This is a genomic window from Clostridium tertium (genome assembly GCF_902652255.1).
Classification (GTDB): domain Bacteria; phylum Bacillota; class Clostridia; order Clostridiales; family Clostridiaceae; genus Clostridium; species Clostridium tertium_A.
Map to the genome: position 1 here is coordinate 1 of NZ_CACRTO010000004.1, position 5,513 is coordinate 5,513.

General features: G+C 44.7%; 8 protein-coding genes. All 8 read left to right on the forward strand.

What is annotated here, in order from left to right; all coding sequences use genetic code 11:
* The coding region (locus GPX08_RS00030; RefSeq protein WP_001712343.1) for a hypothetical protein at positions 1-200 on the forward strand (200 nt) is incomplete at its 5' end.
* Between the two features lie 110 nt (positions 201-310).
* Positions 311-838, forward strand: coding sequence for a hypothetical protein (locus tag GPX08_RS00035; RefSeq protein ID WP_000487867.1), 528 nt, complete (start codon positions 311-313; stop codon positions 836-838).
* A gap of 8 nt (positions 839-846) precedes the next feature.
* The gene (locus tag GPX08_RS00040) at positions 847-1,833 is read left to right on the forward strand and encodes a Minor spike protein (protein WP_000466547.1); all 987 of its coding nucleotides are present in this window, start codon (positions 847-849) and stop codon (positions 1,831-1,833) included.
* Positions 1,834-1,896: 63 nt separating this feature from the next.
* Positions 1,897-3,438: a DNA replication protein gene (locus GPX08_RS00045; protein ID WP_000252566.1), complete on the forward strand. Its 1,542-nt coding sequence runs from the start codon at positions 1,897-1,899 to the stop codon at positions 3,436-3,438.
* The gene (locus GPX08_RS00050; RefSeq protein WP_001224515.1) at positions 3,435-3,695 is read left to right on the forward strand and encodes a hypothetical protein; all 261 of its coding nucleotides are present in this window, start codon (positions 3,435-3,437) and stop codon (positions 3,693-3,695) included. The genes GPX08_RS00045 and GPX08_RS00050 overlap by 4 nt, the downstream gene beginning before the upstream one ends.
* Positions 3,692-4,150: a scaffolding protein D gene (locus GPX08_RS00055; protein WP_000084700.1), complete on the forward strand. Its 459-nt coding sequence runs from the start codon at positions 3,692-3,694 to the stop codon at positions 4,148-4,150. The genes GPX08_RS00050 and GPX08_RS00055 overlap by 4 nt, the downstream gene beginning before the upstream one ends.
* Entirely contained in the window at positions 4,150-4,266 is a 117-nt protein-coding gene (locus tag GPX08_RS00060; protein ID WP_000033471.1) for a DNA-binding protein, read from the forward strand. Before GPX08_RS00055 ends, GPX08_RS00060 begins: the two co-directional genes overlap by 1 nt.
* A gap of 36 nt (positions 4,267-4,302) precedes the next feature.
* Positions 4,303-5,513: capsid protein (locus GPX08_RS00065; RefSeq protein ID WP_084172797.1), on the forward strand; the 1,211-nt coding region annotated here is incomplete at its 3' end.

Here is a 5,513-nt window from a genome sequence, read left to right on the forward strand (position 1 = left end):
CTTATCACCTTCTTGAAGGCTTCCCATTCATTCAGGAACCGCCTTCTGGTGATTTGCAAGAACGCGTACTTATTCGCCACCATGATTATGACCAGTGTTTCCAGTCCGTTCAGTTGTTGCAGTGGAATAGTCAGGTTAAATTTAATGTGACCGTTTATCGCAATCTGCCGACCACTCGCGATTCAATCATGACTTCGTGATAAAAGATTGAGTGTGAGGTTATAACGCCGAAGCGGTAAAAATTTTAATTTTTGCCGCTGAGGGGTTGACCAAGCGAAGCGCGGTAGGTTTTCTGCTTAGGAGTTTAATCATGTTTCAGACTTTTATTTCTCGCCATAATTCAAACTTTTTTTCTGATAAGCTGGTTCTCACTTCTGTTACTCCAGCTTCTTCGGCACCTGTTTTACAGACACCTAAAGCTACATCGTCAACGTTATATTTTGATAGTTTGACGGTTAATGCTGGTAATGGTGGTTTTCTTCATTGCATTCAGATGGATACATCTGTCAACGCCGCTAATCAGGTTGTTTCTGTTGGTGCTGATATTGCTTTTGATGCCGACCCTAAATTTTTTGCCTGTTTGGTTCGCTTTGAGTCTTCTTCGGTTCCGACTACCCTCCCGACTGCCTATGATGTTTATCCTTTGGATGGTCGCCATGATGGTGGTTATTATACCGTCAAGGACTGTGTGACTATTGACGTCCTTCCCCGTACGCCGGGCAATAATGTTTATGTTGGTTTCATGGTTTGGTCTAACTTTACCGCTACTAAATGCCGCGGATTGGTTTCGCTGAATCAGGTTATTAAAGAGATTATTTGTCTCCAGCCACTTAAGTGAGGTGATTTATGTTTGGTGCTATTGCTGGCGGTATTGCTTCTGCTCTTGCTGGTGGCGCCATGTCTAAATTGTTTGGAGGCGGTCAAAAAGCCGCCTCCGGTGGCATTCAAGGTGATGTGCTTGCTACCGATAACAATACTGTAGGCATGGGTGATGCTGGTATTAAATCTGCCATTCAAGGCTCTAATGTTCCTAACCCTGATGAGGCCGTCCCTAGTTTTGTTTCTGGTGCTATGGCTAAAGCTGGTAAAGGACTTCTTGAAGGTACGTTGCAGGCTGGCACTTCTGCCGTTTCTGATAAGTTGCTTGATTTGGTTGGACTTGGTGGCAAGTCTGCCGCTGATAAAGGAAAGGATACTCGTGATTATCTTGCTGCTGCATTTCCTGAGCTTAATGCTTGGGAGCGTGCTGGTGCTGATGCTTCCTCTGCTGGTATGGTTGACGCCGGATTTGAGAATCAAAAAGAGCTTACTAAAATGCAACTGGACAATCAGAAAGAGATTGCCGAGATGCAAAATGAGACTCAAAAAGAGATTGCTGGCATTCAGTCGGCGACTTCACGCCAGAATACGAAAGACCAGGTATATGCACAAAATGAGATGCTTGCTTATCAACAGAAGGAGTCTACTGCTCGCGTTGCGTCTATTATGGAAAACACCAATCTTTCCAAGCAACAGCAGGTTTCCGAGATTATGCGCCAAATGCTTACTCAAGCTCAAACGGCTGGTCAGTATTTTACCAATGACCAAATCAAAGAAATGACTCGCAAGGTTAGTGCTGAGGTTGACTTAGTTCATCAGCAAACGCAGAATCAGCGGTATGGCTCTTCTCATATTGGCGCTACTGCAAAGGATATTTCTAATGTCGTCACTGATGCTGCTTCTGGTGTGGTTGATATTTTTCATGGTATTGATAAAGCTGTTGCCGATACTTGGAACAATTTCTGGAAAGACGGTAAAGCTGATGGTATTGGCTCTAATTTGTCTAGGAAATAACCGTCAGGATTGACACCCTCCCAATTGTATGTTTTCATGCCTCCAAATCTTGGAGGCTTTTTTATGGTTCGTTCTTATTACCCTTCTGAATGTCACGCTGATTATTTTGACTTTGAGCGTATCGAGGCTCTTAAACCTGCTATTGAGGCTTGTGGCATTTCTACTCTTTCTCAATCCCCAATGCTTGGCTTCCATAAGCAGATGGATAACCGCATCAAGCTCTTGGAAGAGATTCTGTCTTTTCGTATGCAGGGCGTTGAGTTCGATAATGGTGATATGTATGTTGACGGCCATAAGGCTGCTTCTGACGTTCGTGATGAGTTTGTATCTGTTACTGAGAAGTTAATGGATGAATTGGCACAATGCTACAATGTGCTCCCCCAACTTGATATTAATAACACTATAGACCACCGCCCCGAAGGGGACGAAAAATGGTTTTTAGAGAACGAGAAGACGGTTACGCAGTTTTGCCGCAAGCTGGCTGCTGAACGCCCTCTTAAGGATATTCGCGATGAGTATAATTACCCCAAAAAGAAAGGTATTAAGGATGAGTGTTCAAGATTGCTGGAGGCCTCCACTATGAAATCGCGTAGAGGCTTTGCTATTCAGCGTTTGATGAATGCAATGCGACAGGCTCATGCTGATGGTTGGTTTATCGTTTTTGACACTCTCACGTTGGCTGACGACCGATTAGAGGCGTTTTATGATAATCCCAATGCTTTGCGTGACTATTTTCGTGATATTGGTCGTATGGTTCTTGCTGCCGAGGGTCGCAAGGCTAATGATTCACACGCCGACTGCTATCAGTATTTTTGTGTGCCTGAGTATGGTACAGCTAATGGCCGTCTTCATTTCCATGCGGTGCACTTTATGCGGACACTTCCTACAGGTAGCGTTGACCCTAATTTTGGTCGTCGGGTACGCAATCGCCGCCAGTTAAATAGCTTGCAAAATACGTGGCCTTATGGTTACAGTATGCCCATCGCAGTTCGCTACACGCAGGACGCTTTTTCACGTTCTGGTTGGTTGTGGCCTGTTGATGCTAAAGGTGAGCCGCTTAAAGCTACCAGTTATATGGCTGTTGGTTTCTATGTGGCTAAATACGTTAACAAAAAGTCAGATATGGACCTTGCTGCTAAAGGTCTAGGAGCTAAAGAATGGAACAACTCACTAAAAACCAAGCTGTCGCTACTTCCCAAGAAGCTGTTCAGAATCAGAATGAGCCGCAACTTCGGGATGAAAATGCTCACAATGACAAATCTGTCCACGGAGTGCTTAATCCAACTTACCAAGCTGGGTTACGACGCGACGCCGTTCAACCAGATATTGAAGCAGAACGCAAAAAGAGAGATGAGATTGAGGCTGGGAAAAGTTACTGTAGCCGACGTTTTGGCGGCGCAACCTGTGACGACAAATCTGCTCAAATTTATGCGCGCTTCGATAAAAATGATTGGCGTATCCAACCTGCAGAGTTTTATCGCTTCCATGACGCAGAAGTTAACACTTTCGGATATTTCTGATGAGTCGAAAAATTATCTTGATAAAGCAGGAATTACTACTGCTTGTTTACGAATTAAATCGAAGTGGACTGCTGGCGGAAAATGAGAAAATTCGACCTATCCTTGCGCAGCTCGAGAAGCTCTTACTTTGCGACCTTTCGCCATCAACTAACGATTCTGTCAAAAACTGACGCGTTGGATGAGGAGAAGTGGCTTAATATGCTTGGCACGTTCGTCAAGGACTGGTTTAGATATGAGTCACATTTTGTTCATGGTAGAGATTCTCTTGTTGACATTTTAAAAGAGCGTGGATTACTATCTGAGTCCGATGCTGTTCAACCACTAATAGGTAAGAAATCATGAGTCAAGTTACTGAACAATCCGTACGTTTCCAGACCGCTTTGGCCTCTATTAAGCTCATTCAGGCTTCTGCCGTTTTGGATTTAACCGAAGATGATTTCGATTTTCTGACGAGTAACAAAGTTTGGATTGCTACTGACCGCTCTCGTGCTCGTCGCTGCGTTGAGGCTTGCGTTTATGGTACGCTGGACTTTGTAGGATACCCTCGCTTTCCTGCTCCTGTTGAGTTTATTGCTGCCGTCATTGCTTATTATGTTCATCCCGTCAACATTCAAACGGCCTGTCTCATCATGGAAGGCGCTGAATTTACGGAAAACATTATTAATGGCGTCGAGCGTCCGGTTAAAGCCGCTGAATTGTTCGCGTTTACCTTGCGTGTACGCGCAGGAAACACTGACGTTCTTACTGACGCAGAAGAAAACGTGCGTCAAAAATTACGTGCAGAAGGAGTGATGTAATGTCTAAAGGTAAAAAACGTTCTGGCGCTCGCCCTGGTCGTCCGCAGCCGTTGCGAGGTACTAAAGGCAAGCGTAAAGGCGCTCGTCTTTGGTATGTAGGTGGTCAACAATTTTAATTGCAGGGGCTTCGGCCCCTTACTTGAGGATAAATTATGTCTAATATTCAAACTGGCGCCGAGCGTATGCCGCATGACCTTTCCCATCTTGGCTTCCTTGCTGGTCAGATTGGTCGTCTTATTACCATTTCAACTACTCCGGTTATCGCTGGCGACTCCTTCGAGATGGACGCCGTTGGCGCTCTCCGTCTTTCTCCATTGCGTCGTGGCCTTGCTATTGACTCTACTGTAGACATTTTTACTTTTTATGTCCCTCATCGTCACGTTTATGGTGAACAGTGGATTAAGTTCATGAAGGATGGTGTTAATGCCACTCCTCTCCCGACTGTTAACACTACTGGTTATATTGACCATGCCGCTTTTCTTGGCACGATTAACCCTGATACCAATAAAATCCCTAAGCATTTGTTTCAGGGTTATTTGAATATCTATAACAACTATTTTAAAGCGCCGTGGATGCCTGACCGTACCGAGGCTAACCCTAATGAGCTTAATCAAGATGATGCTCGTTATGGTTTCCGTTGCTGCCATCTCAAAAACATTTGGACTGCTCCGCTTCCTCCTGAGACTGAGCTTTCTCGCCAAATGACGACTTCTACCACATCTATTGACATTATGGGTCTGCAAGCTGCTTATGCTAATTTGCATACTGACCAAGAACGTGATTACTTCATGCAGCGTTACCATGATGTTATTTCTTCATTTGGAGGTAAAACCTCTTATGACGCTGACAACCGTCCTTTACTTGTCATGCGCTCTAATCTCTGGGCATCTGGCTATGATGTTGATGGAACTGACCAAACGTCGTTAGGCCAGTTTTCTGGTCGTGTTCAACAGACCTATAAACATTCTGTGCCGCGTTTCTTTGTTCCTGAGCATGGCACTATGTTTACTCTTGCGCTTGTTCGTTTTCCGCCTACTGCGACTAAAGAGATTCAGTACCTTAACGCTAAAGGTGCTTTGACTTATACCGATATTGCTGGCGACCCTGTTTTGTATGGCAACTTGCCGCCGCGTGAAATTTCTATGAAGGATGTTTTCCGTTCTGGTGATTCGTCTAAGAAGTTTAAGATTGCTGAGGGTCAGTGGTATCGTTATGCGCCTTCGTATGTTTCTCCTGCTTATCACCTTCTTGAAGGCTTCCCATTCATTCAGGAACCGCCTTCTGGTGATTTGCAAGAACGCGTACTTATTCGCCACCATGATTATGACCAGTGTTTCCAGTCCGTTCAGTTGTTGCAGTGGAA

Excerpts from the sequence above, each read along its gene's own strand:
- GPX08_RS00045 (WP_000252566.1), top strand. The coding sequence starts at position 1,897 with ATGGTTCGTTCTTATTACCCTTCTGAATGTCACGCTGATTATTTTGAC.
- GPX08_RS00035 (WP_000487867.1), top strand. The coding sequence starts at position 311 with ATGTTTCAGACTTTTATTTCTCGCCATAATTCAAACTTTTTTTCTGAT.
- GPX08_RS00040 (WP_000466547.1), top strand. The coding sequence starts at position 847 with ATGTTTGGTGCTATTGCTGGCGGTATTGCTTCTGCTCTTGCTGGTGGC.
- GPX08_RS00055 (WP_000084700.1), top strand. The coding sequence starts at position 3,692 with ATGAGTCAAGTTACTGAACAATCCGTACGTTTCCAGACCGCTTTGGCC.
- GPX08_RS00060 (WP_000033471.1), top strand. The coding sequence starts at position 4,150 with ATGTCTAAAGGTAAAAAACGTTCTGGCGCTCGCCCTGGTCGTCCGCAG.
- GPX08_RS00050 (WP_001224515.1), top strand. The coding sequence starts at position 3,435 with ATGAGAAAATTCGACCTATCCTTGCGCAGCTCGAGAAGCTCTTACTTT.